Origin of the sequence: Streptomyces sp. NPDC059895 (assembly GCF_042731035.1) — a bacterium.
GTDB lineage: Bacteria > Actinomycetota > Actinomycetes > Streptomycetales > Streptomycetaceae > Streptomyces.
This window is the reverse complement of the sequence record NZ_JBHWKO010000043.1, coordinates 23,951-47,975: the sequence shown is the minus strand read 5'-3', so window position 1 is coordinate 47,975 and position 24,025 is coordinate 23,951. Positions and strand designations below refer to the sequence as shown.

The window sequence follows — 24,025 nt, the reverse complement described above, 5'->3', positions numbered from 1 at the left end:
TCTCGTACCGCCGCAGATCTCTGAGCACGCCCTCCGACGGACGGTCGTCGACTCCCCCGGGACCCCACAGGGGATCGCTGTACGTCACACTCCGATGATCGCCCGAACTCGCCGACCGGGCACCCGCTGCACGGCGTGCGGGCCGTCTCGCGCTGCCGGCACCGAGTCGCACCGGCTTCTCGCGGGGGTCGGCAAGGACGTCCGCCGAACCTGAGACCGAGTCGTTGATCACCTGGGCCGCCATCACGCTCAGGACCAGGCGAACCACCCGCCGAAGCTCCCGCGGAGGCGGGCAACCGGGCTCTCGCGAAGCGCAACGGGACTGATCAACCTGGCGGTGGCGGTCACCACCGTCACCCTGAGGCCACCTGATCCCCGGGGCCGGACCCCGTCGTCCCGTCACCACCGTGAGGCCGTCATCGAGACCGCCGACGCTCGCCCACCTCAAGCCCTCGTTCGCATTCCGATCCGCGCGAACGCTCGACTGCCCCTCCGTGAACAGGCATTGCCACGGTGATCGCGTCGTCCCAGCTCACCTCCACGAAGGCGTCCGCGCCTCTGGCCGTGTCGTGGGCGCGCGGCAGGCCGTCCAGCCAGCCCTTGCGCACGGCGGGGCGCAACACGCGAGCGCTGTCGTCGACGGCTGTCACCATCCCGGGGCCGATAGGCGACGGCGCGGGGTCATCGCCCCTCGGTTCAATCCGGACCAACTGGCCCGAATCAACCACCGCGACAAAGCTGCCCCAGTGCGTCGCAACCGGCAGACGTCGCTCCACCATGGCCTCGGCTCTCCCCTTGGCCTCGTCGGCGCTGCGCGTGATCGGCTACTGATCGCCGCGCAGATAGCGAGTGACCATGGCCACCAGTTCGTTCTCGAACGTCTCGACCTGGGTGGTCCGCGGGTAGGCCATGAGCTTGTGCGAGTTCGCCTCCACGGTGAACACGATCAACTCGGCCGCGGCGTCGAGGTCTCGTACGTGGACGTCGGGATGGCGGGCGAGGAGGTCGCGCACCTGATCGACACGCTTCCTTTCGTGCCGGGCAATCGTGTCGAGCAGTTCCTGCGAGACCGGCGCCTCCTCGAACATGATCCGCAGCAGCTGCGGATCGTCGCGATGGTTGTCGATCGCATCGCGGACCAGTGCTCGAACCGTCGCCTCCAAACTCCCGGCGGACAGATCGAGTTGGTCGGCCTGCGTCCATCTGCCGCGGTCGATGTGCCGCACCAGCAGCTCGACGAGGATGGCGTCCTTGTTCGGGAAGTACTGGTAGAGCGAGCCGATGGAGATACGGGCGCGCTCGGCGATGCGGTTGGTGGTGCCCGCGGCGTAGCCGTGCTCGGCGAAAACGTGAGCAGCCGCGGTGAGGACGCGCTCGCGAGTGAGTTCCGCGCGCACCTGGCGGGGCATGCGACGTGGCTGAAGACGGCGGTCGGCCGACGGCATCCGGGGGCCTCCTCAAGGCGCGAAAAGCGAGTAGCCAAAGAACTGAGCTACTCCTCACAATAGTGCCATGACCTGCGAAAACAAGGCCATGCCGGATGTGGGGCGCAGGCCGTGATCCCCAAGGTGTACCCGCCCGAGCAACGCACGATGATCACGGTGGAGGTGCGCCGCCGTGAGTTCCTCACGCCGGGCTTCGCGAGCCTCACCCTGGGCGGCCCGGCCGTACGGGACCTGGTCGTCGCCGGCAACGACCAGGCGGTTCGCCTGTTCTTCCCACGCGAGGGACAGAGCGCGTTGCGGATGCCGACCGTCTCGAACGAGGCATGGATCGCCCAGCTGATGCTGCTGCCGAAGTCGGTGCGCCCGTTGGTCCGCAATCTGACGGTCCGGCGGGTGCGGCCCGCGGACGACGAGATCGACATCGAATTCGCCATGCACGGTGACTCGCCCATGTCGTCCTGGGTGCGCCGGGCCGAGCCGGGCGACCCGGCGGGGATCTTCGACATCGGCACCATGTACCGGCTGCCGGAGCACGCGGAGGGGCAGCTGCTGGTCGGCGACGAGACCGCGCTGCCCGCCATCCTGTCGATCCTCGACGGAACACCGCCCTCGTTGGCCACGGAGGTCTACCTGGAAGTGGCGGCCGCGGCCGACATCCGGTCCGTCGAGGCGGCCGCCGGCGTCCGCGTCCACTGGTTCAGCCGCGACGACGAAGATCTGCGGCCCGGCACCTTGGCGCTGGACGCGGTGCGCCGCGCGTCGCTGCCGTCCGGCCGCTTCTACACATGGGTCGCGGGCGAGTCCCGGCTGGCCACGACGTTGCGGCGGCATCTGGTCAACGACCGTGGCGTGCCCAGGCGAGACATCTCGTTCTTCGGCTACTGGCGCCTGGGCCGGTCGACCCCCGGCTGAAAGGAATCCTTGTGCAGCAAGAAAACCAGTTGAGCGCCCTGGGTCGGCTGACGACGGTGGACGAGGTCGAGGCCACCGTCGGCCGCCCGGCGTCGGCGGTCGTGCTCAAGCAGATCAGTGCCCTCGACGAGGGCTGCCGGACCGTCCTCGCCCTGTGCCCGATCGCGGCCCTCGGCTACCGGAACGCGGACGGCACCAGCAGAACGACCTTCATCGGCGGCATACCGGGGTTCGCACACGTCCACTCGCCCACACGGATCTCGTTCTCCCTGCCCGAGGCCGGCGACCCGCACGGTCCGGTCTCGTTCTTCTTCCTCCTGCCGGGCGTCGGGGAGGTCCTGCGCGTCAACGGTTCGGTGGCCGCGCGGAAGGGCGCGGAGACGACCGTCGACATCGGGGAGGCGTACGTGCACTGCGCCCAGGCCGTCCTCCGGTCCCGCCTGTGGCAGCCGCCCGCCCCGGCCGGGCCGACCACCGAGATCGCGGGGGACGGCCCGCTGTGCCGACCCGGCGTCGTCGAGTTCCTGGCCGCAGCACCGTTCCTCGCGTTGTCCACGTGGGACTCGTCCGGCGGGAGCGACACGAGTCCCCGCGGGGACCGGCAGACGGCGGCCCGGATCCTGGACAGCCGCACGCTCGTCGTCCCGGACCGCAAGGGCAACAAACGCGCCGACACGCTCCACAACCTGCTGCAGGACGACAGGCTCTCGTTCGCCGCGCTCGTACCGGGCCGCAGCGGTGTGCTGCATGTCCGCGGTCGCGGCGCGATCACCGACGATCGAGCGCTGCTGGAGACGATGGCGCTGCGCGGGATGCCCCCGCACCTGGCGCTGCTCATCGACGTCGAGCACGCCGAGGTGACCGGCAACGACGCCGTGGCACGCTCACGGCTGTGGACCCCCGGCGCACACCTCGACCGGAGCACGGCGCCGGATCTGATAGCGCTCGCGGGAGAACACCTCGCCGTCAGTTCGGCCAACGCCGAGGACGGTCCACCCGCCTTCCTGCTGAGGCTCGTCGGGGCGATCCCGGGGGCGACCCGGCTGCTACGGCTGGCGACAGACCGGCTCTACCGCTCAGGGCTGCGGAAGGAGGGCTACGAGGACGTCGAGCCCCGCAAGGAAGGGCGGCGCCGTGGCTTCCCGCGCCGACGTCCTGCCGACGACGGCGGGACGAAGGACGCGGGGACGGACAACCCGCTGCGGGAGGTGCGCGTCACCGAGGTGCGCAGAGAGACACCGACCGCGGTCACCCTCGTGCTTGAGGACGCCGGCCGGAACCCGGGACCGTTCGACTTCCGGCCCGGCCAGTTCTTCACCCTTGTCGCCGACATCGACGGACGCCCGGTACGACGGGCCTATTCGGCCTCGTCGGCCCCCGGGGCGTCTCGGCTGGAGGTCACCGTCAAGCACATCGACGGCGGCCGGTTCTCCACCCACGTGCACCGGAGCCTGCGGGCCGGGGACCGCCTCGCGGTGCGCGGCCCGTCGGGGTCCTTCCACACCGAGCCACAGCCCCCGGACGAGATCGTGCTCGTCGCGGCGGGCAGCGGCGTGACACCGATGATGAGCATGATCCGCACCCGGCTCGCCGACCGGCCAGGCCGCGACCGGATCGCGCTGCTCTACAGCAGCCGCAGCACGGACGAGATCATCTTCGCCGACGAGCTGACCCGGCTGGCGAAGGACCATCCCGACCGGCTCTCGGTCACCCACGTCCTGACCCGCCGCGACGGGCGGCTCGACGCGGACGGCATACGCCGCTGGATCACCGGCCTGGTCCCGGCCAGGGACGCTCACTACTACACCTGCGGTCCCGAACCGCTGATGGACGCCGTCCAGGGCGTCGTGGCCGGGCTGGGAGTCCCGGTCGAGCTGGTGCACCAGGAGCGCTTCGCCAGTGGAGCGGGCACCGGGACCGCGGTGACGGTGCCGCGGAAGATGACCGTCGAGGAGGACGGGGACGCCGTCGGCACGGTGGTGGTCGAGCCCGGCCAGACACTGCTCGACGCGGGACTCGCCGCGGGGCTGCCGATGCCATACTCCTGCACGGTCGGGAACTGCGGCGACTGCATGGTGCGACTCCGCAGCGGAGAAGTCACGCAGAACGAGCCGAACTGCCTCACGCCACAGCAGCAGGCCGACGGCTATGTCCTGACGTGCGTGAGCTGCCCCCTGTCGAAGGTCACCCTCGACATCGCGGACCCGTGATCGCCGGCTGGTCGCCCCACCGCGGCCACCGAAACCAGGCGCGCATGCGCTGACGCTGACGCTGACGGAGCGGGAAGGCCGATTCGTCACGGGCGGCTACGTCGCCCTGCCTGACCGGTTCGTCAACCGGTCGCTGTGCACCTCATATGTGCAACCCGCATATGTGCAACCCGCAGCAGCTGCACAGGTAACTTGGCGGTGCGTTCAGGATGGGCGGCGGTGACGTAACTGGCTGTGCCTGTTTCTTCGGGAGTCGTTTGGTGGGGACTTCGGGAGTCACCCAGGGAGGCGTCGGCTTGATCAATGTCAGTGACTTGTGATGTCACTCGGCACGCTGGCGGGTCACAAGGCGAGGCATTTGAGCGGTTTGCCATTTTGGGGCGACCGTGCTGCGTGGGCGGTCGTGTGGTACTTCGCTTCCGCCCTCGGCGGGACTGCGTAGGGCTGGGATTCAGGACGGATCATGAGGGGCTTGTGCGTCTGAAGAACGCCTACTTGGAGACCGCCGCGCAGGCCGTAGCCCTGCTGGACGCACCAGAAGTGGCCGTCTCCTGGGAGAAACCCAGCGCGTTGGCGCAGTGGACTGTCGGTGGTCTGGCCGGCCACCTCGCCTATCAGATGTTCAGCGTGGATCCGGCACTGGAAGGACCCGCCTCTGAGCAGGAACCTATCCCTGTGCGAGGTTGTCCGGCGCCGACCCGTTTTGGGTGCAAGAACCGGCCGCTCGTCCGTGGCATCGGTGCCTCACCCGTCCCGGAAAGAACCCTCCGCCCCTTTGAGGCCCTGCTATAGCACCTCCAGGGCTGGAGACCGGTCATTCCGCTGCGTAATGGTATGGCTCCGGAAAGACCTGGATATGGATGGCGCAGCCTTATCTGTCCCTGGCCGCCCATCGGTGTACAACGGAGGTTCAGCCGCGTGATCGCCGCTTCGGATGTCGCAGCGCACATCAAGGAGTTCGACGAGAAGGGGTTCCTGGTGCTTCCGGACCTTCTGCCCAGCCTTTTCGTCGGACGTCTGACACGGGAGGTCGACCACTGGGTGGATTCCGGGTTGCGACAGCGTTCCATCGACGCCTGCTTACGCCCGGATCGGTGCCCGGTACCGGAGACGGTCGAGCTGGAGATGACGGCACACGGGGAGCTGGCCGCGTTCCCGCCGCTGCTGGAGCTGCTGGAGGACGAGAACCTGCTCGGCCCTGCCTTCGTGTTCCACCACCTCCACAGTGACCGCCGCCCCTCCGGAGCCCCGGGCAAGCCCTGGCATCACGACTACGAGCAGCGACCCCAGCGGCATCGGCGGCTTCCGATGGTTCACGTTCTTCACTACATCCAAGGCCTGCGGCCGGGCATGGGCGCTCTCGCCGTGCTGCCCGGCTCGCACCACGAGGTCGCGGAGAAGGACGCCCGCAGTCATCTCGGGACGGGCGCCCTGCCGGGAGAGGTACTGATCGCCGAGCTGCCCCCGGGGTCAGCGGTGGTTCTCCACTCTGCGCTGTTCCACACCCGACGTGCCGGGGACGTGTCCGCGGCCGACGGCACCGACAGGTACATGATCGACGCGTCGTACTGCCGTACGGGCGAGCTGTGGCCGCCGGTCAAGCCGTACTGGCGCCGGATACTGGCGGTCGGCCGGGAGCGCAGGCTGGGACAGGGACGGTGGGCGGAGTTGTTCGAGGAACGTCATTTCGGCGTGTACGAGCCGGGCGACGCCGGGCGGGCGGCATGAAGGTCCTGGAGGCCGTCTCCTTCGACACGGTCCTGGGTCATTTCACGCGGCACCATCCCTACCACCCTGGGGACATAGCCAACTCCAACGACGAGGCGAAGACCCATATTCGCAACGCTCAGGCCCTCGCGGAGGGCCGCTGGCACCGGGTACTGCTGGAGGGGCCGGAGGTCAGCGGCGTGGTGCTGCCCTGGCATCTGGGCGAGGACGGGGAGGTCGAGCTGATCCCGAGGACGGGCCTCACCGTGCGGGCCGCCGCCGCCCGGCTGGCGGCACTGGGGGATGCGTACGCCGCGTCCAATCCGCTGTGCGCCCGCAAGCTGGCCCGCCAGGTCCACGCCGCGCCCACCGCGGTGTTCCTGAGCACCAGGGCAGTGGGAGGACCGGACTACGAGGGACTGTCCGTCCGGGAAGGGCTGATCCACCTGGACGGATTGCACCGGATGCTGGCCTGGGAGCGGGCGAAACGCCTGGCGCCCGGCCAACTGCTGAACGCGTACGTGGCGGGCCTATCCTCGGCCGACGTAGGGCATGGCGCTGGGCATGACCAGGACGGACTGGATGTTCACCCCGACCGGAAGGGCGGCCATGGCCCGGACCATGTCGACCACGTGCCGGATGTCCATGGTGGGCTCCACCCGCAGTGAGCCGTCGGGCTGCCGGACAGCGGGCTGCGGACGGTCGGCGGGGGTCACGTTGCCGATGTCGATCTGGCCACAGGAGATGTCGTAGCGGCGGCCGTCGAGGGAGAGCGAGCGGGTGATGCCGGCCACGGCGTGTTTGGCCGCGGTGAACGCGACCGAGTCCGGCCTCGGCATCTGGGCGGACGGGGCCCCGTTGTTGACGATCCGCCCGCCCCGGGGGGTCTGCGCCTTCATGATCCGAAAGGCCGCCCGCGAACACAGGAAGGTTCCGGTGGCGATCGAGTCCATCACCCGATGCCAGTCCGCCACGTCCACGTCCTCGGTGGGCGTGTACGGCATGACGTCAGCGGCGTTGTTGAACAGCAGGTCCAGGCGTCCCCACCGTTCCACCACTGCGGAGAACAGCGCGTCCACGGACTCCGCGTCGGTGACATCTGCGGGCAGCACCACCGCCCGGTCGCGGTCGCGGGTATCGGCGAGGCGCGCCGAATCACGCAGCCGCTCCTCTCGACGGCCGGTCAGCACGACCGTCCAGCCGTCGGCCAGCAGACCCAGGGCACAGGCCTGCCCGATACCGCTCCCCGCCCCCGTGACCACAGCCGTCCTCACCACACCGCACCACCCCTTCCTCTCACGCCGTCCATGACGCCGGTCCGAACACCCGCAAGCGTGTCCCCGGGCACACCTCAGCAAACAGGAGCAACCGTGAATGACCGTTTACAGGCGCTGCACGGCACGGACGGCAGCAGGTCGTGGTTCGAGCGTGCGCAGCACTCCCTCGCGGGCGGGATCAGTTCGTCCTCCCGCCTCACCTCCACAGGGCCGCATCCCTACCCGCTCTACATCAGCAGCGGGTCCGGCTCCCGGATCCGGGACGTCGACGGCAACGAGTACATCGACTACCTCATCTCCTACGGCAGCGCCGTTCTCGGCCATGCCCCGCCCGTGCTGACGGACGCCCTCACCCAGGTGCTGCACAGCGGCACGATGTTCGGCACCTGCAACGTCCCGGAGGTAGAGCTGGCGGAGACGATCTGCCAGATGGTGCCCTGCGCGGAACTCGTCCGCTTCGCGAACTCCGGCAGCGAGGCCGTACAGGGCGCCGTACGTACCGCCCGTGGCCACACCGGGCGCTCTCGGATCCTGAAGTTCGAAGGGCACTACCACGGGTGGTCGGACACCCTGGCGATCTCGAACCGCCCCACGGAGCACGAGGCCGGCCCCTCCGACACGCCACGGCCCGTCCCGCACTCCCCGGGAATCCCCGCCGGTGTCGTGCAGGACGTCGTGGTCTGCCCCTGGAACGACCTGACCGCGCTGCGTGCGATGCTCGACGCCCATGCCGGGGAGCTCGCCGCCGTCATCTGTGAGCCGATCGTCGCCAACAACGCCTGCACCATGCCCGAGGCGGGATATCTGGAGGCCTTGCGCGAGGAGTGCACCACCCGCGGCATCGTGCTGATCTTCGACGAGGTCTGCACCGGTTTCCGCACGGGCCCCGGCGGGGCCCAGGCCCTCTTCGGCGTGGAACCCGACCTCGCCTTGTTCTCCAAGGCCCTCGGGGGCGGCCTGCCCATCGCCGCCTTCGCCGGACGCCAAGAGATCATGGACGCGCTCGCCTCAGGACGGCTCAAGCACGGCGGCACGTACAACGCCTCGCCGCTGTGCGCGACGGCCGCCCTGGTGACCCTGCGGCAACTCGGCGATCCCGCCGTCGTCCAGCGGATCGACGACACCGGCCGCCAGGTGATGGAGACGGCACGGAAGGCGGCGCACGACCAGGGAATCCCCTGCTCCGTGCAAGGCGTCGGTGCCATGTTCCAGACCGTCTTCACCGCCGACGGCCGCCCCACCCGCAACTACCGCGACCTGCTGCGCGTCGACCAGGTCCGGTCCCATGCCTTCCGGCATGAACTCCTCAAACGCGGAGTCCACGCCAATGCCTTCCCCATGGCCTGCTGGTTCGTCTCCGCCGCGGTCACGGACGACGACCTCGCGGCCACCTGCGAGGCTGTCACGGAAGCGTTCAAGGCCCTGTGACGACAAACCCGCGATCACCCCGCTGGACCTGAACCCGGGGAGACGACGTCGGCATTCCCGTCCTTTGGAGCACACGCCGACGGCGCCGTTGACCGCCGGCTGTCTCCTTCTCCTCCTCGCAGGACCGGACGACGTGACGCAGATCGACGTGGTGGTGCCTAAGGGCTCGAGTACCGAGTGCGGTATCAGTGACGGTCAGCTGCTGATCCTCACCGGCGCTCTGGGGACCGGACGGTCGTGCAGGAGACGGGCCGTCCGGTGTTCACCCTGAATGCGGACCACCCGGCCGGGTATTACATGCGCCCGGACGACAGCCGCCACGTCCCCGACCACAGTTATCAGGGAAGGCCTACCGCATCTGGGCGTTCGGTGGGGCTGGGCCTGGAGCCTCTCGCACGGCAACGTCGGCCAGGGCGGCACGGATGGTGTGCAGACCACCGATCTCCACTCGAAAGCGGATCGGCCTCTTCGTCGGAGACGGTCGGGGAGGATGTGCATGCCCTGGTGGCTGCCTTCCCGTACCTCGTCCGTTCACTGCTACCGCTCTAGGCTCGGGTGACATCGACCGGAAGGATGACAAAAGCGTGCGTGAGCAACGGAGAGCCACGGAGGCGCAGACGGCGCCGCAGGCCACCGCCGGGCGTAGGGCGCCCCTCACCGGTATGGCCGCGCTTCAGCAGCGCGCGGGGAACGCGGCGGCAACCCGCTGGGTGCAACGCCAGGCGGGCGCCCTGAACGAGCACTACGCCACGAGGCCCACGGAGCACCCCGAGTGGGGGCCGTACCAGCAACTGACAAAGGCTGCGGGCATTCCCCAAGCCGATGCCGACGACGCTTGGCAACTCCTGCTCGGTGGGGTCGACTCGCAGCGCGCGCTGAACGATGAGGCCGCGGCGAGAACGAGTGACCGCCAGGAGCAGCGCGAGATCCGTGCGACGAACACGTGGTACCGGGAGTTCGTCAAGCTCATGACCAAGCATCTGGAGATCAAGACGCCCACCATGGCCCTGTGGGCCGGCGGTATCGAGGTCAACGATTACGCGTACGAGAAGGGCCACACACCGCTGGCGCAGACCCGGATCGGCAGCGTGCTCAACGTCCTGGAACTGCATCCGGACTGGAAGCTGACAGGGCCGATGTGGAGCATCCTGTCCAAGGCTTTCGTGTCCCTCGCCACCGGACCCGTGCACATCTTCGTGCGGGCCTACTCTCCCGACAGCATCCTCATCAGGCTGGAAGTCCCAGAGCTCCGACTGGTCCAGCGGTTGAACCCGAACGTGAAAATGATCTGGCACCCCCTGTACACCGGTGCAGACGGGCGGACGAGGGAGATCTCCAGAGACTGCCAGCTCGTCGACAACGCAGAGTACGACGGACGTGACACGTGTGTGAGCGCCCTCATCCAGTACCTCAGGCTTTTCCACGACGAGAGCAACTCCCAAGCCGCCCCCGCCCACAAGAGCATGGAGCAGCTGCTCGTCGCGAACGGCCACAAGGACGGTGTCTGAATCGGCAGCCCGACCAGCTGACCCGGTGATGAACCGCTCCGGGATCGGTGGAGGCTCTGTGCGTTGACTCCAGCCGCCGGTTGGGGCTGGTGTTGAGCGTAGTGGTTGGTCTCGTGCTCGTGGGGTGGGATGGCTCCGATCGCGGTGTGGAGGCGCGGTGTGGAGGCACTGGTTGTCGAACCAGTCGACCCATTCCGCGGTGCCGAGTTCGACGTCGGCGAGGCCGTGCCAGGGCCTGCGAGGCTTGATCAACTCTGTCTTGTAGAGGCCGATCTGGGATTCCATGAGCGCGTTGTCCAGGGCGTCGCCGACGGTGCCGATCGAGGCGTCGACACCCGCCTCGAGGAGGTGCGCGGTGAACGCGAAAGACGTGTATGGGCTGCCGGCATCCGAATGATGAACGAGGCCCGGTCCAGAGGGAGTTCCAGAGCGTTCTCGACGCCACAGGGCCATGTCGAGGGCGTCGAGGACGAGCTTGGCCCGCTTACTGGTGGCGGCGGACCAGCCCACGATCGCCCGGGAGAACACGTCCACGACGAACGCGACGTAGACGATCCCGGACCAGGTGGCGACATAGGTGAAGTCCGCGACCCGTCTCTCGTTCGGCCGGGACGCCGTGAAGTCGCGTTGCAGCAGGTCAGCTGCCCGATCATGGCCGTCGTCCCGGACGGTGGTGCGGATCTTCTTCCCTCGCCGGACGCCTTCCAGGCCCAGGTCGCGCATCAGCCGGGCGACGGTGCAGCGGGCCACCGGTATGCCCTCGCGATGCAGCTGCCGCCAGACTTTCCTGACCCCGTAGACGCTGAAGTTGTCCGTGTGGACGCGGCTGATCTGCGTCTTCAGTTCGGTGTCGCGGACTGTTCGGGTGCTGGGTGTGCGGTTCTTCGCCGCGCAATAGGTGCTCGTCGCGATCTTCAGTCCGTGGCTGATCAGGACTCGGCAGATCGGCTCGACTCCGAACACCTTCTTGAACTCGTCGATGAACACTACGAGCGCTTCGACGGCCGGTCGAGCTCGGCCGCGAAGAAAGCCGATGCCGCCTTGAGGATCTCGTTGGCCCGCCGAAGTTCGGCGTTCTCCGCCTTCAGGCGCTTGATCTCTGCAGCCTCGTCCGAAGTCACGCCAGTCACGCCCGGGCGCTGGCCGGCATCGACTTCGGCTTTGCGGACCCAGGTCCGGACCGTCTCAGCGGCACCGATCCCGAGCTTCGCGGCGACCGCCTTCATCGCGGCCCACTCGGTCGGGTAATTCGGGCGGACCTCCGCGACCATGCGCACCGCACGCTTACGAAGCTCGGCAGGATAGGGGGACGGACGTGCCATGACTCGATCCTCTCAGGGAATCGAGCCTCCACCAGCCCCGGAGCGGTTCACACACCTGCCTGGTTCACGCCCAGGCCCGCCTCGACGCCGTCGCACGTCACAGCGACGTCGACGGACCAACCGGCACACCCTGAAGGGCCGTCAACACACCTTCGCCCGTGTCGACTTCCGCCCGCCCAACACACACCTGTCAAACCACTGACACACCAGCGATGAAGCACCCGCGACAAACACAGAAACACGATCGACCTGTGATCGACGACACACATGTGAGTAGGCTGTGTCCTCATGTGAATGAGTACGATCCAGCTTGTCATGCACCATCCATCCTCGGATGCCTCTGCTCAGCGAACCGCTGTCAGCGATGGGCGGTGTCCGCCTCTCATCGCAGGGCGGACAGCAGAGGCCAGTGCACACACCCAAGGGCCTTGGCCTACTCGGCGTGCTTCGAGCTGTTCGGAGCCATCATCAGGAGGGTCAGTTGCGACAGGAGTTCCTTCGAAGAGGCTGGCACATAGCCGGTGCCGCGCTCGTCGCAGGCTTAGTGGGGTTGTTCTCGGCGCTGGCCGCCGTGCAGATCGCCCTGCGCGTGGTGATCGCGCACAGCAGTACGTATCTGGACGTTCTCGTAGCCGAGCATCTCGCCCCGGATTGGTCGGGCACCGTGTCCCAGGGTCTCGATCACAACAACACGACGTCCTCGGCCGACTGTCGTGATCAGTCCGATCTGGACAACACCAACGCGTATTCCCGGCAGCGGTGCAATTCGGGGTGGTGTGTCTATCTGTATGACTACTACTTCGAGAAGGACGTGGCGGTCGAGAACGTCGCCGATGCCGGAGGGCACGTCCATGACTGGGAGCACATCGCGGTCTGGGTGAAGGACGACCTGCCGCGGTATGTGGCCGTGTCTGCGCATGGCTCGTACACCGTGAAGCCGTTCAGTGAGGTCCGTTGGGAGGGCACTCACCCCAAGGTCGTGTATCACAAGGACGGCGGCATGACTCACGCCTTTCGCTTCGCCGAGGCGGGCGACGAGCCGCCGGAGAACTACTACCACAACTGGCGGCGTCCGGCGCTCGTCTCCTACAACGGCTTCCCCAGTGGGCTGCGGGAGAAGCTCTATGCCGCGGACTTCGGCAAGGCGACGATGGGTACCAAGGACTCGGCGTTCGCGGGCAACCTCTCCGGTGCCATCCCGTCCGTTCCGGGTGAGTGCCATAACGTGCCTGATGGTGCAGGCACGAACTGTGATCCTCCTGTCCCGGTCTTCTCTTTCGACTACAACGCTGATGACGGCTCTCCGGGCAACCCGCAGAGCATGACCCGCATGGTCTTCGACATGAAGCACCAGACGAGCTCCGCCGCTGCCGTGCAGGTGAGAGGTGAGGGCGGGGCGCCGGCCAACGACGCCGACGCGGACGACGCATATGACCAGAGTGGCGTGGTCCACACCTTCTTCAAGGACAAGTTCGGGCGTAACAGCATCGATGGCGGCGGCATGGCGCTGAAGTCGTATGTGCACTACGACTCGAACTTCCGGAATGCCTTCTGGAACGGTTCGTTCATGACGTACGGCGACGGCATGCTGTCGCAGGACGTCTCTGGTCATGAGATGACGCATGGCATCACCGAGAACACCGCGGGCCTTCAGTACGCGTTCCAGTCGGGGGCGCTGAACGAGAGCATCTCCGATTTCTTCGGTGAGATGACCGAGCGAGCGGCAAAGGGGCAGAACGACTGGCTGGTGGGTTCGGACATGGCGGTCATGGAGCCTATTCGGTCCATGGCGGATCCGACCGCGTACGCTCAGCCGAGGCACATGAGTGCGTATGTGCAGTCCTGCTTCGACCATGGTGGTGTGCACACCAACAGTGGAATTCCGAATTATGCGTTCTACCGCATGTCCGTTCTCATGGGTGCCGACACCACCACCAATATCGTGTGGCGGGCGCTGACGCAGTACCTTTCTCCGACGTCGACGTTCGCCGATGCACTGACGGCCATGGTGACTGCTGCCTCTGATCTCTATGGCGCGTCGTCTCGTCAGGCCTCTGTGACCAGCAGTGTCTGGACGAATGAAGTCGGGATCGAGTCGAGCACCCCGGACCCGCGGCCTGAGCCCTGCGCCGGCGGCATCACCGTTTCGTGTCTGACTCTGCAGCAGGTGTACGACAACTCCCAGGCGTTGGCGGCTGATGGTGCCTCGCTGGAGGACGTGGCCGGTTCGCTGATTCACATGTACGAGACCGGTGCGATCTCGCAGTCTCCCGCCGTCGTCTACTACGAGAAGCTCTTCCTGGACAACAGGGAAGATGTGGATGCCACGTTGGAACTCAGTGGCCCGTTGCTGGATCAGTTCGTGCAGACGATCCAGGACTGGGCGCCCGTGTTCCAGGTGGTGGGCACGGAGCAGGCCGACACGGTCGTGATGACGCAGGAGCAGGTCGATTCGGCCGATGCCCTCATGGAGGCGATGGTCACCGCGGCCGGTGAGGAAGGCAAGACGCGACTGGCCGAGCTGATCACCAAGGAGTGGGCGAGGATGGACGCGCAGCACCTGGTGGGCCTCAGCGTCACCGCGGGCATCCACTACCTCGACGGCATCGCCGAGCAGGTGCCCGCTCCTGCTCCTGGACCGGCTGCGCCGTCGCTGGCTTCCACGTTCGACAACGTGTCGGTCACGCAGGACACCGCTACCGATGCCGGTGACATCGACGGTGGCGGGACCACCTTCTCCGCGCAGGCGCTCGCCGCGTCCGGGGTGACGCCGGGTTCCACGGTCGCCCATGACGGTGTCCCGCTGACCTGGCCCGCCACGGCCGGCGCCGGGGAGCCGGACAACACGGTCGCCTCCGGTCAGACCATCGCGGTCAGCGGCTCGGGTGACACGCTCGGCTTCCTGGTCTCGGCCAGCTACGGCCCCGCGGGGGGTAGCAGGCGCTCGGCGATGCCGGGGTGACCGCGGGCTCGACCGTCTCCCACAACGGGCTCGACTTCTCGCCGCCGAGCACCTCGACCACCGCGGCCGCGACCTCCTCCGGCCCGGCGGGCGGCATGCGCGGGTACCGACTCGACCAGGGAGTGTGCAAGCGGGCGGTCCCGGCTGCTCACACACGTGTGAGGGGCGATGATCGCACGCGACGGCAGCCGCCTGGAGGAACTGGTCGGCGCCCTGCGGCACGCTTTCAGGCCGTCAGCTGTCGTCCGGTTCCGCGATCAGCGCGGCGGCGGCCTGCTGCGCGAGCCAGCGCTCGGTCTCGTCCCAGGACCAGCCGCGTTCGGCGACGAACAGACGCCAGGACGGCAGCCCGAGCAGGAACCAGAGCATGTCGGTGGCGCGTTCAGGGCCCAGGCCGGGGCGCAGGGCGCCCAGTTCCGCGAGGCGTTCGGTGAGCACGCCGAGCGCCTGGCGGTAGGCGGTGGCGACCTGGGTGAGCGCTTCCTCGACGTGTCGCTCCACCGCGGCGGCCGTGATCATGACCTGGACGATGTCGAGGTGGCGTTCGTTGTCCAGGCGTACGCCGTGGGCCATGGCCGCGACGGCCGCCCGGGCGTCGGGCGCGGTGCGGACGGCGTCCAGTGTCCGTTCGACGACCGGGTCGTCCACCCCGCGGTTCATCAGGACGGTCAGGATCGCCGACTTGCCGCCGGTGCTCGCGTACACGGTGGGTACGGCGGTTCCGGCCTCCCGGGCGATGTCGCCGATGGTGACCTTCGCGTACCCGTGCTCGACGAAGAGCCGCAGGGCGGTGTCGAGAATCGTCGTCCGTGTCACCGCGGCGGCTTGTGCCCGTCTGTCGTTGCGGTACGGCCGCCGCCGCCCGTCGGCCTGTGCGCTCACGCTGTGCTCGCCGGGTACGGGCGGACGCGTTCTCTGCTGTCCATCCGTCCATGATGCCCTGCCGCACGGGCACGCACCGAGGGGGCTGTCTGTCCCCGCGCAGGTCAGGGACGTGATCACAGGCCCAGGTCGACGGCGAGACAGGAGGAGATCGCCACCTGCCAAAGCGGTGATGGATGAGAGGGGCGGACCGTGTTTCACTGGTGCGGGCCCCCACACGTGTGCCGCCGCCCCCGTCGCCGCGGGCGCCTCGGCGGTCGTCCGCATTTCCCGGAGGAGACCATGTCCGTGTCCACCACCGACACCCCCGTCGAACCGCCCTCGGGCCACCGGGCCGTCGAGAACCTGATCGCCCGCTACGCCGAGCTCGCGGACGACGGCGACTTCGCCGGGCTCGGCGTACTGCTCGCCGACGCGGTCTTCACCGGCAGCGGCGCTCCCGTGACCGGCCGCGACGCGATCGACCAGATGTTCCGGGACACGCTGATCGTGTACGCCGACGGCACGCCCCGGACCCAGCATGTCGTCACCAACGTCGCCGTCGAGGTCGACGAGGCGGCGGGAACCGCCCACGCGCGCTCCCGTGTCACCGTTCTGCAGGCGACGCCCGACCTGCCGTTGCAGGTCATCGCCGCCGGCCGCTACCACGACGGCTTCGAGCGCCGGAACGGCCTGTGGCGCTTCGTGAGCAGACGTGTCCGCATCACCCTGGTCGGCGACGTGAGCCGCCATCTGCGGCGTCCGTCATGACGGTCTCGTCATCACGGTCTCGTCATCACGGTCTCGTCATCACGATCTCGTCATCACGGTTCACCTCCGCTCGGACACACATGTGCGCGCTGCCGCCAGGCGTCGGGTATCCACCTGAACCTGACAGACCGCCATCGGCACATGTGTCCCGCGGGGCCGGTGCTGTACAAAGGTGCCGGTCCCGCGTCCGGACCCGGCTGTCCGGAACGCAATCCGTCCCAGGAACATGACTCGCGCGGGGGAACGTATGGCACGCCGAAGCATCGCAATCACCTACCGGACGATGGCCGCGATCGCGCGGCCTCTCGTGATGCTGCTGTTCCGGCGGGACTGGACGGGTGCGCACCACATTCCCGCCGAGGGCGGGTTCATCGCAGCGGTCAACCACAACTCGTACATCGACCCGGTGGCATACGGATGCTTCCAGTACTCCGCCGGCCGTCCGCCGCGTTTCTTCGCCAAGGAGGGCCTGTTCCAGGGGGCGTTCGGGCGGCTCATGCGGGCCATGAAGCACGTCCCGGTGGCCCGTGGCGGTGCGGGGGCGCTGCGGGCCCTGGACCTGGCGGCCGCCGGGGTACGGGCGGGCGAGGGGGTCGTCTTCTATCCGGAGGGCACCCTCACCCGTGATCCGGACCTGTGGCCCATGGCGGGCCGGACGGGGGTCGCGCGGGTCGCGCCGGCGACCGGGTGTCCGGTGATACCGGTGGCGCAGTGGGGCGCCCACCTGCTGCTGCCGCCGTACGGGCGGATGGGCCGGCTCCTCCCCCGCCGGACCCACCGGGTGCTGGCCGGGCCGCCGGTGGACCTTACCCGTTTCCAGGGCCGGGAGCCGGGGCCCGAGCTGTGGCGGGAGGTGACGGACGTGATCATGGCGGCGGTGACGGCACAGCTGGCGGAGCTGCGGGGTCTGCCCGCACCGACCGCCGCCACCACCACGTACGGGCCGTGAGGCGTCAGGCGTCAGGCGTCAGGCTGCGAGAGTTTCGCCAGCTGGGTGAGCCACAGCTCGTGCAGGCGCTGGGCCCACGCCTGGGACACGGTGTCGAGGGACTTGGGGACGCCGGCCCGGACGACGTTCTCGACCACGACCTCCGTGCCGCCGTCGACCTCCGTGAGCAGCCACGCCTGGTACAGCTGGACTCCGGCGCCGATGCCCAGCCAGCCGATCCGGCGGGGTGGCACGGACTCCCCCACGAAGACCTCGAAGTGATACCCGGCCCAGTGCACGTCGAAGGTCTGGGTGAGGCTCATAGCGCTCACCTCCCGGCACTCAGGGACCCCGTTCGGCCACTCCGCCACGTCGGTGAGCACCCTGAAGGACCGCTCCGGCGGACCGGGTACGACGGCTTGCGCCCGGTGGAAGCTGTGGGCTTCGGCAGGTGAGAACCCGGACGGCCAGTGGATGTCCGGGTGGCTCTGCGAGGTGTCGTACATGCGCGTTCTCTCTCGGGCTGCTGCTCGGCCCGGGGGGCGGGCCGGGGTCTGGCCGGGGTCGGGCCGGCGAGGGGGCGAGGGTGTCGAGGGCGCGACCGTCACGGGGCGTTCCCTCACACAGTGTGCGGGTGGGCGGGTGGTCGCGCATACGTCATCCGACCGGCTCCGCTCAGCCGACGTCCTCCAGGTCGAGGGCGGCCAGGGCGTCCCGCAGGGCGGCTCGGGAGTTGATGCCCAGCTTGGGATAGATCTGGTACAGATGTGTGCCGATCGTCCGGTGCGACAGGAAGAGGCGTTCGGCGATCTGCTTGTTGGTCAGCCCGGTCGCGGCCAGGGTCGCGATCTCCAGTTCCTGGACCGTGAGCGCGCCCTTGCGCTGCGCGGTGACCGCCGCCGTGTGGCCGCTCGCCCGCAGTTCGGCCGCGGCGCGTTCCGCCCAGGGCCTCGCTCCGAGCCTCTCGAACGCCTCGGCCGCCGGGACGAGTTGTCACGGGCCTCCTTCGTCGCGCGTCGGCGCCTGAGGCATTCGCCGTAGAAGAGCCGGACCCGTGCGACGTCGAACACCCAGTCCTCGGGGTCGACCTGGGACAGGGCCCGCTCGAACAGGTCCAGGGCGTCGTCGCCGGGTGTCGTCAGGGCCTCGCAGGCCAGGACGAGCATGTGCAGGCGCGGGGAGAGACGCGCCATCGCGGAGTCGCGCAGGGCCGCCGCGTGGGTGGCCGCCTCGGCGGGGCGGCCCGACCTGACGGCGGCCTCCACCAGGTCCAGGGCGCCGGTCATGGAGTGCGGCCGGAAGGGGGCGAGGGGGGGGTGAGCGGGTTGATGGCGGTGGCGTGCCGCAAGGCGGTGTCGAAGTCGCCGGTGCCGAGGGCGGCCAGGCACCTGGCGTGGAAGGCGAGGGCGCGGGCGCCGTGGGCGCCGTGGGGCACGGCCCAGCCGACGATCTCCTCGCACAGCGCGTCGCTGGTCTCCGCGTCGCCGCGGGAAGCGGCCACCAGCGCCTGCACGAACTGGAACTTGCAGGCGAAGAAGGGGTAGCCGTAGTCCTCGCACAGGCCGAGCCCCTCGGCGGCGAACTTCACGGACTCGTCCCAGCGGCCCTTGTAGAAGTCGTCGAGGCACGGGTGGATCAGGGCGGACAGGTGCCTGCGGACGGGTGCGGTGCCCGCGCGGCCCTGTTCGACCAGGCGCAGGGAGGCCTCCCGTACGTCTGCAAGCCAGTCCGGGTAGACGGCGCAGGTGCTGACCCGGACGGTGTGGGTCGCGTCGCCCATGTCGGCGAGGAGCGTGTCCAGGCGGTCCAGCGCGCGGTATCCGGTGCGGGCGGGGTCGGCGAAGGTGTGCGCGCACACCCACAGCAGGTCGGGGGGTGCGGGGGTCATGCGGTCCAGGGCCCGGAACAGCGGTTCCCACTTCCGCGGGTCGCCGCTGTACCAGCACAGGGTGATCAGGGTGAACAGGGCTTCGACGAGAGAGTCGTCGGAGGCGTCGTAGCCGTGTCCGCCCGCCTCGACCGCGCCGACCAGCAGCCGGTGGGCGGTGTCGACGTCGCCTTCCTCGTTGATCAGCAGGAGGGCGGAGGCGGCCGCCGCGTGCAGGGACTCCTCCCGGGTGGCGGGGTCGGCGCGGCGGGCGCCGACCAGCAGGCTGGAGGCGTCCGCCATGCCACCGCCCGCGTCGGTGCCGATGTAGGCGGCCTCCGCCAGGCGGCGGCTCCCGTCGGCCGGGGACGGGCTGAGTCCGGCGGCACGGGTGAGGGCGGCCATCGCGCCGAGTGCGTCGCCGCGTTCGAGACGCAGGCGGGCGGCCTGTTCCAGGAGTTCGGCGACGTTCTCCTCCGGTCCGGTGGTCGCTTCGCCGAGGCGGTGGGCGCGGCGCTCGGGCTGGTCGGTGAGGACAACGGCGAGTGCCTGGTGTGCTCTGCGGCGGTCGGCGGCCGACGCCTGGGCCACCACCGCGGCCCCGATCAGGGGGTGCCGGAACGACAGTGTCCGGGAGGTCGCCGAGATCGCCACCAGCCGGTCGCGCTCCGCAGCCTCCAGGGCCTCCACGGCGGCGCCGCCTCCCGCGGCCGCCTCGACGACGGTGAGGGTCGCCGAGGCCTTCGAGTGCCGCGATCAGCAGCAGTTCCCGGCCGGCGGCGGGGAGGTCGGCGACGCGGGCGGCGAACAGCGCCTGGAGGCGCTCGCTGAGCGGCAGGACCGAGGGCACCGCCGACGGCGCGGTGCGCTGCTCGCGGTCGAGGGCGGTGGGCAGTTCCACCAGTGCGAGCGGGTTGCCGTGCGCTTCGGCGGTGATACGTCGTCGTATCGCGTGGGACATGCCCGGGTGGGCCTCGGCGAGCAGGGCGGCCGAGGACGCTTCGTCCAGCGGCTTCAGGCGGTGCTCGGTGAGACCGCTGGAGGCGAAGAAGCCGTCGGAGGTGACGCGGGAGGCGGCGAGGAAGCTGATACGGCTGCCGACGAGCCGCCGGGCCACGAAACCGAGGACCGAGCTGGTGGGCCGGTCCAGCCACGGCAGGTCGTCGACGACGATCAGCAGCGGGTGTCCTGGGCGATGCGGCGCAGCAGCAAGGCCGCGGTGGAGATCAGCAGCCGGTTGGGCGGCGGGCCGCCGCCGATGCCGACCGCGACCTTCAGCGCGTCGCTGTGGCCGGGGTCGAGCAGGTCGAAGGTGTCGAAGAGGGGGACGAGGAGCTGGTTGAGGCCGGCGTAGCTGACGTCGGCCTCGAACTGCACGCCGTTCGCCCGCAGTACGCGGGTGCCCTCCGCCCTGGCCCGTGCCACCACCGCGTCGAGGATCGCGGTCTTGCCGATCCCGGCCTCTCCCGACAGCAGCAGGGCGGCACCGTGGACGGAGCCGTTGAAGTGGGAGCGTACGAACTCCAGGTCCTCCTCCCGCCCGATCAGCCGCGTCGAGGCGGGTCGGGCCGGGTGGTCCAGGTCGTTCATCGAGCTGCTGTCTCCAAAGCGCCGCGGTCCGAAGGCCCTTTGTGGGCCCTTATGGGGCCGTGTGCTGTACGCCGATGCCCCCTGCGTCGACGCTCGGCTTCGCACCATGTGCATTCGTCCGTCCGGGCACCGTGGTGCCCGCATGCCGGTCTGATCGTCTCAGGATACGACTGATGCCGGGATGGTCAGGTCATGGCGTCGGCATCCAGGACCGCCGCGGTGAAGGCCGCGGGCTGTTCCTGGGGCAGGTTGTGGCCCGCGTCCGGGACGACATGGTGGGTCCAGGGTCCGGTGAAGTGGGCGGCGTAGCCGCTTCCGTCGGTCGGCGGGATGACGCCGTCGGCCTGTCCGTCGAGGATGACGGCGGGCACGGTGATCCTCGGCTGGTCCAGCAGCCGCCGCTCCAGTTCGGCGTAGCGGGGGTCGCCGGGGGCGGTGGCCAGGCGGTGGCGGTAGCTGTGGATCACGACGTCGACGTAGTCCGGGTTGCCCCAGAGCCGGGCCGCCTCCTCGAACTCGGCGTCGGTGAACCGCCACTTCGGCGAGTTGCGGTGCCAGACGACCCGCGCCAGGTCCTCCCGGTCGCGCTGGAGTCCCTTCCGGCCGCGCTCGGTGGTGAAGTAGAAGAAGTATCAATAGCCCTCCTCCAGGGCGGGTGCCAGGGGCTCCCGGGCGCGTGCGAGGTTCTGGACGAGGTAGCCGTTGACGGAGACCAGGCCGGTGCAGCGCTCCGGCCACAGGGCGGCGGCGACGTCACCGGCCCGGCCGCCCCAGTCGTAGCCGGCGAACAGGGCTCGCGGGAGGTGCAGCGCGTCCATGAAGGAGATCAGGTCCTGGCCGAGCGCGGCCTGTTCACCGGAGCGGAAGGTGTCCGCGCGGCGGAAGCGGGTCTGTCCGTGGCGGCGCAGGTAGGGGACGTAGCAGCGGTAGCCGCGGTGGGCGAGCGCGGGTGCCACCTCGGCGTAGGAGCCGACCGGGCTGAAGGGCCAGCCGTGCAGGAGCAGTACCGGTTTGCCGTCCTTGGGGCCCACGTCGTGGTAGGCGATGTCGAGGAGGTCGGTGCGAGTGAGCGACATGATCAGCAGGCGACGACCCACCCCGCACGGCCTCGGCCCCCCTCCGGCACCGTCAAGGAGCCGCCACGTGTTCCCGGCACCCGGGTGCGCATACGCATATGCGGGAAGGGTGTCGCCGTCGTCACATGTGTGCGGTGGCCGGTTTTGATCTCCACACACGTGGTTGAACGTGCAAGAGTTTGACGCCTGCTGCATTCGACCGAGCAAGTCGCGCCGATGCCCTCCCCCGGCGGCGGCGCACACAGGAAAGGGCGGGTTGCATGGTCACCTCCAGAGCGGGACTGCGTACCACGGCGGTTGCCGCCACCATGACGGCGACGCTGATCGGCCTCGGTGCCGGAGCGGCGAACGCCGCCGGCTGGCCTCCGTTACAGGAAGGCGCGTACCTCTATTCCGGCACCACCGGCACCGGTTCGGTGACGGAGGTCGACCTCGGCGACCTCGGCACGTGTCACACGCTGTCGCGGGCGGCGAAGTCGATCCAGATCGCCGACGGCTCCCGATCCGTGGAGCTGTACCCCGCGGCGGGTTGCTCCGGGGCCACGTCCTGGCGCAGCGGGACCCTGACGCAGACCGACCTTCCGTGGTCGATGCTGAGCTACCGGGTGGTGCCGGCGACGTGACGGAGCCGGGGAGACCTCTTTTCACGCACGGGTGATCGATTACGGGACTTTGTTCCAGAACTCGGTCCCTCTGGTCCCTTCGGTCCCTTGATCCGCACGTGTCGATCCGCACATGTGCCCGCGCCGGACGCTTCCGGCGCGGGCACACTCCTCGCGGGCCGGGTGGCTCAGAAGGTCAGGCTCCAGCGGTCGAGGTAGCCGCCCTCGGAGGGCGGGATGCCGGGCACGGCCGGGGTGTAGTCGGTGACGCGGCGCTTCCAGACGCCGTCGGCGGGCAGCGCGGAGGCGTCGACGGTGAACGTGCCGTGGAGTTCCGTGCCGGTGTCCCACTCCAAGTCCTTGACCAGCAGGACGGTTCCGTCAGGGCCGATCAGCTGGACGACCTGGGCGCCGATGAAGGTGTGGACGATGTCCACCGAGACCTTCAGGTCGGCCGGGGCGTTCCCGGTGCGGCCGGTGACCGTCAGCGGTGTCTCGACGCTCTTCCAGGCGGCGTAGTCGTGGCGGTCGGGGTCGACGAAGAAGTCGCCGCCGGAGGCGATCACCGTCCAGTCGAAGGTGAACTGCCGTTTTTCGTCGGCCGAGTTGGTGAAGGTGAGGGTCGTCGGGTAGGTAGCGGCGGCGGTGGGTGTGCCGGAGATCATGCCAACGGACTCGTAGGCGTCGCTGGCGGTGCCGAACAGGTCGGACGCGGCCTGGAGGGTGGCGGTGCGCGCACCGGCGTAGTCGGTGGTGCTGGTCATGGAGTGGGTCAGGGCCTGGTACCAGACGTTGGTGGCGTTGTGCAGTCCGAGGCCGGAGACCGGGAGCCCGTCGTAGCTGGGGCTGTCGTTGTCGACGCCGCTGATCGTCTTGTGGCCGCTGCCCTCGGCGAGCAGGTAGGAGAGGTGATTGGCGACCCCGGCGCCGAAGTGCGGGTCGAGCAGGTGGGTGCCGGGCGTCCAGTAGTCCTGCGAAGTGCCTTTCTTGGAGGCGTCCTTGGAGGGCTGGTCCATGTACCGCAGGGGCTTGCCGGTGCCGCGGACGTCGGCGAGTTCGCCGATGGTGCAGTCGGGCGCGTCCTGCGGGTGTTCGCGTAGAACTCGACGGCGATGCCCAGGATGTCGCTGGTGGCCTCGTTGAGGGCACCGGACTCTCCGGTCTCCAGCAGGCCCGCGGTCTCGGAGGTGAGGCCATGGGTCATCTCGTGGGCGGAACCGGTTCCGTACCGGGATCGAGAACCGTACGAAGGTGTCCGGCGGGGCCATCGACGACTACGCGGCCACGGCCGGCGCCTTCCGCGCGATGATGGGCAGCCTCACGCCGGAGATGTTCCCCGGGGACCCGGAGCGGGCCGCCGAGGCCATCCACCAGGCCGTCAACGCGCCGGAGCCCGCCCACTGGGTCGTCCTGGGCAGCGACGCCCAGCGGCGTATCGGCGTCAAACTCGACCAGCTGCGGACGGAGTTCGAGGCGGGCCGGGAGCTGGCGTCCAGCACGGACTTCCCGGGGGCCGCCGAGAACGCGGTGCTCTGACCTCCACCCGCCCCCGCGCCCTC

Annotated in this window: 20 protein-coding genes and 4 pseudogenes; 11 read left to right on the top strand and 13 right to left on the bottom strand. The window is 69.2% G+C overall.

Annotated elements, in window-relative coordinates:
* Positions 1-416: 416 nt before the first annotated feature.
* Positions 417-779, bottom strand: coding sequence for a hypothetical protein (locus ACFV9M_RS33620; protein WP_385073013.1), 363 nt, complete (start codon positions 777-779; stop codon positions 417-419).
* 45 nt (positions 780-824) lie between these two features.
* Complete coding sequence (locus ACFV9M_RS33615) at positions 825-1,445, bottom strand: TetR/AcrR family transcriptional regulator (RefSeq protein WP_385073015.1); 621 nt, start codon at positions 1,443-1,445, stop codon at positions 825-827.
* Positions 1,446-1,556: 111 nt separating this feature from the next.
* Between ACFV9M_RS33615 and ACFV9M_RS33610 the strand changes: the two genes are divergently transcribed.
* The 4 genes and pseudogenes from ACFV9M_RS33610 to ACFV9M_RS33595 all read left to right on the top strand — a co-directional run.
* The gene (locus ACFV9M_RS33610; RefSeq protein WP_385073018.1) at positions 1,557-2,357 is read left to right on the top strand and encodes a siderophore-interacting protein; all 801 of its coding nucleotides are present in this window, start codon (positions 1,557-1,559) and stop codon (positions 2,355-2,357) included.
* 11 nt (positions 2,358-2,368) lie between these two features.
* The gene (locus tag ACFV9M_RS33605) at positions 2,369-4,567 is read left to right on the top strand and encodes a 2Fe-2S iron-sulfur cluster-binding protein (RefSeq protein WP_385073021.1); all 2,199 of its coding nucleotides are present in this window, start codon (positions 2,369-2,371) and stop codon (positions 4,565-4,567) included.
* 918 nt (positions 4,568-5,485) lie between these two features.
* Positions 5,486-6,295 (top strand): phytanoyl-CoA dioxygenase family protein, encoded by an 810-nt coding sequence (locus ACFV9M_RS33600; RefSeq protein WP_385073024.1) that lies wholly within the window; start codon positions 5,486-5,488, stop codon positions 6,293-6,295.
* Positions 6,292-6,765, top strand: a pseudogene (locus ACFV9M_RS33595) (DUF6309 family protein); the annotation flags it as partial. The gene ACFV9M_RS33600 and the pseudogene ACFV9M_RS33595, both read left to right, overlap by 4 nt.
* Positions 6,766-6,804: 39 nt before the next feature.
* Here the strand turns inward: ACFV9M_RS33595 and ACFV9M_RS33590 are convergent.
* Positions 6,805-7,551, bottom strand: a complete 747-nt coding sequence (locus ACFV9M_RS33590) for an SDR family oxidoreductase (RefSeq protein WP_385073026.1) — start codon at positions 7,549-7,551, stop codon at positions 6,805-6,807.
* Between the two features lie 93 nt (positions 7,552-7,644).
* Here ACFV9M_RS33590 and ACFV9M_RS33585 point away from each other — a divergent pair, with 93 nt between their 5' ends.
* Positions 7,645-8,979, top strand: coding sequence for an aspartate aminotransferase family protein (locus ACFV9M_RS33585; RefSeq protein WP_385073030.1), 1,335 nt, complete (start codon positions 7,645-7,647; stop codon positions 8,977-8,979).
* A gap of 662 nt (positions 8,980-9,641) precedes the next feature.
* On the top strand, positions 9,642-10,487 hold the full coding sequence (locus ACFV9M_RS33580; protein ID WP_385073115.1) for a hypothetical protein: 846 nt from the start codon (positions 9,642-9,644) through the stop codon (positions 10,485-10,487).
* A gap of 92 nt (positions 10,488-10,579) precedes the next feature.
* Here the strand turns inward: ACFV9M_RS33580 and ACFV9M_RS33575 are convergent.
* Positions 10,580-11,809, bottom strand: a pseudogene (locus ACFV9M_RS33575) (IS3 family transposase); the annotation flags it as partial.
* A gap of 481 nt (positions 11,810-12,290) precedes the next feature.
* Between ACFV9M_RS33575 and ACFV9M_RS33570 the strand changes: the two are divergent.
* On the top strand, positions 12,291-14,771 hold the full coding sequence (locus ACFV9M_RS33570) for an NPP1 family protein (RefSeq protein WP_385073033.1): 2,481 nt from the start codon (positions 12,291-12,293) through the stop codon (positions 14,769-14,771).
* A gap of 234 nt (positions 14,772-15,005) precedes the next feature.
* Here the strand turns inward: ACFV9M_RS33570 and ACFV9M_RS33565 are convergent, their stop codons facing one another.
* Entirely contained in the window at positions 15,006-15,653 is a 648-nt protein-coding gene (locus ACFV9M_RS33565) for a TetR/AcrR family transcriptional regulator (RefSeq protein WP_385073037.1), read from the bottom strand.
* Positions 15,654-15,935: 282 nt separating this feature from the next.
* Between ACFV9M_RS33565 and ACFV9M_RS33560 the strand changes: the two genes are divergently transcribed.
* Entirely contained in the window at positions 15,936-16,403 is a 468-nt protein-coding gene (locus ACFV9M_RS33560; protein WP_385073039.1) for a nuclear transport factor 2 family protein, read from the top strand.
* A gap of 247 nt (positions 16,404-16,650) precedes the next feature.
* Positions 16,651-17,352, top strand: coding sequence for a lysophospholipid acyltransferase family protein (locus ACFV9M_RS33555; RefSeq protein WP_385073041.1), 702 nt, complete (start codon positions 16,651-16,653; stop codon positions 17,350-17,352).
* A gap of 11 nt (positions 17,353-17,363) precedes the next feature.
* Here the strand turns inward: ACFV9M_RS33555 and ACFV9M_RS33550 are convergent, their stop codons facing one another.
* The 6 genes and pseudogenes from ACFV9M_RS33550 to ACFV9M_RS33525 form a co-directional block, all read right to left on the bottom strand.
* A complete protein-coding gene (locus ACFV9M_RS33550) occupies positions 17,364-17,654 on the bottom strand; it encodes a hypothetical protein (RefSeq protein ID WP_385073043.1) in 291 nt (96 codons plus the stop codon).
* Between the two features lie 352 nt (positions 17,655-18,006).
* Complete coding sequence (locus tag ACFV9M_RS33545) at positions 18,007-18,141, bottom strand: LuxR C-terminal-related transcriptional regulator (RefSeq protein WP_385102616.1); 135 nt, start codon at positions 18,139-18,141, stop codon at positions 18,007-18,009.
* A gap of 11 nt (positions 18,142-18,152) precedes the next feature.
* The gene (locus ACFV9M_RS33540; RefSeq protein WP_385073045.1) at positions 18,153-18,617 is read right to left on the bottom strand and encodes a hypothetical protein; all 465 of its coding nucleotides are present in this window, start codon (positions 18,615-18,617) and stop codon (positions 18,153-18,155) included.
* On the bottom strand, positions 18,614-19,888 hold the full coding sequence (locus ACFV9M_RS33535; protein WP_385073048.1) for a hypothetical protein: 1,275 nt from the start codon (positions 19,886-19,888) through the stop codon (positions 18,614-18,616). The genes ACFV9M_RS33540 and ACFV9M_RS33535 overlap by 4 nt, the downstream gene beginning before the upstream one ends.
* Positions 19,889-20,371: 483 nt before the next feature.
* On the bottom strand, positions 20,372-20,788 hold the full coding sequence (locus ACFV9M_RS33530; RefSeq protein WP_385073050.1) for an AAA family ATPase: 417 nt from the start codon (positions 20,786-20,788) through the stop codon (positions 20,372-20,374).
* A 185-nt stretch (positions 20,789-20,973) separates the two neighbouring features.
* Positions 20,974-21,864, bottom strand: a pseudogene (locus tag ACFV9M_RS33525) (alpha/beta fold hydrolase).
* 260 nt (positions 21,865-22,124) lie between these two features.
* Between ACFV9M_RS33525 and ACFV9M_RS33520 the strand changes: the two are divergent.
* Complete coding sequence (locus ACFV9M_RS33520; protein WP_385073052.1) at positions 22,125-22,487, top strand: hypothetical protein; 363 nt, start codon at positions 22,125-22,127, stop codon at positions 22,485-22,487.
* A 167-nt stretch (positions 22,488-22,654) separates the two neighbouring features.
* Here the strand turns inward: ACFV9M_RS33520 and ACFV9M_RS33515 are convergent, their stop codons facing one another.
* Both ACFV9M_RS33515 and ACFV9M_RS33510 read right to left on the bottom strand, forming a co-directional pair.
* Positions 22,655-23,131 (bottom strand): proprotein convertase P-domain-containing protein, encoded by a 477-nt coding sequence (locus ACFV9M_RS33515; protein ID WP_385073103.1) that lies wholly within the window; start codon positions 23,129-23,131, stop codon positions 22,655-22,657.
* A gap of 63 nt (positions 23,132-23,194) precedes the next feature.
* A pseudogene (locus ACFV9M_RS33510) lies at positions 23,195-23,670 on the bottom strand (M4 family metallopeptidase); the annotation flags it as partial.
* 47 nt (positions 23,671-23,717) lie between these two features.
* Here ACFV9M_RS33510 and ACFV9M_RS33505 point away from each other — a divergent pair.
* Positions 23,718-24,002: a hypothetical protein gene (locus ACFV9M_RS33505; protein ID WP_385073054.1), complete on the top strand. Its 285-nt coding sequence runs from the start codon at positions 23,718-23,720 to the stop codon at positions 24,000-24,002.
* The last annotated feature ends 23 nt before the right edge of the window (positions 24,003-24,025 follow it).